Annotated in this window: 1 protein-coding gene; it reads left to right on the forward strand. The window is 44.8% G+C overall.

Annotated elements, in window-relative coordinates; translation table 11 throughout:
* Window positions 1-1,084: single-stranded-DNA-specific exonuclease RecJ (locus ACS8FD_RS16135; RefSeq protein ID WP_439276591.1), on the forward strand; the 1,084-nt coding region annotated here is incomplete at its 5' end.
* Between the last annotated feature and the right edge of the window lie 41 nt (window positions 1,085-1,125).

The raw sequence follows: 1,125 nt of genomic DNA on the forward strand, positions 1-1,125 counted from the left end.
TCATGGGCTAAATGCCATTCGTCAAGGGCGCTGCTGTATAGGTATCTTAGCCCTGCTTGAGCAAGCGGGTCGTGACCCTAAACAATTACATGCACAAGATTTCGGTTTTGTTTTGGGTCCGCGTATTAATGCCGCTGGGCGTATGGACAATATGCGTATCGGTATTGAATGTTTATTGACTGAGGATTGGGGCACTGCCCAGCGCCTAGCGCAAGAACTTGAACAGCTAAATCGTACGCGACGTCAGGTAGAAGGCGAGATGCGCGCGCAAGCTGATGGCATTGTGCAGGCATTGACGGCTGATACAGACAACGATAAAGATAACAATCAAGTTATTCACTCTGGTAGCCCTATTAACAACAAATCTAGCCGCTCTAGCAAGCGTAGTATTATTTTATATCAAGACGATTGGCATCAAGGCGTCATCGGTATCGTTGCTGGACGTTTAAAAGAAAGTCATTATTTGCCCAGTATCGTTTTCGCACCAGCGGATACAGAGCGTACTGGAGATGATGATGCGATCAAAGGCTCAGCGCGTTCAATTGCTGGCGTACATATTCGTGATGCCATTGAGCAAGTAGCGGAGCGCTATCCTAATTTAATCAGTCATTTTGGTGGTCATGCGATGGCGGCAGGTTTGACTATCAAACGTAGCAACTTTGATGGTTTTGTGACGGCGTTCAATGAAGTCATGGCAGAGGTGGACAATACAGTATTCGCCGAGCAAAAATTCACCGATGGGCCATTACAGGCAGGCGATTTTAGTTTATGGTTCGCAGAGCATTTAGCACATGCCAGTATTTGGGGTCACGGGTTTGTACCGCCGATATTTGATGGTGTATTTGAAGTGTTAAGCTTCAAAATCTTAAAAGACAAGCACCTTAAACTGTCGTTGCGTTATCCTGAAGTGCAATATCCGATTGAGGCGATTTATTTTAACTTTGATAGCAGCGCTTGGGACTATCGCGCCGAAAAAGTGCATTTGTTATTTCAGCTAGATATTAATGAATGGAATGGCAAACAAAGCTTGCAGCTTATGGTGAGAGATTTGGCACTTGTAAAAGAGACGGTAGAAGCAGGCTAGGGTATTGAATAAGCTTGTCATTGCATATCTTTAATACTTCC

The sequence above is a fragment of the Psychrobacter sp. 1U2 genome, from assembly GCF_051847575.1.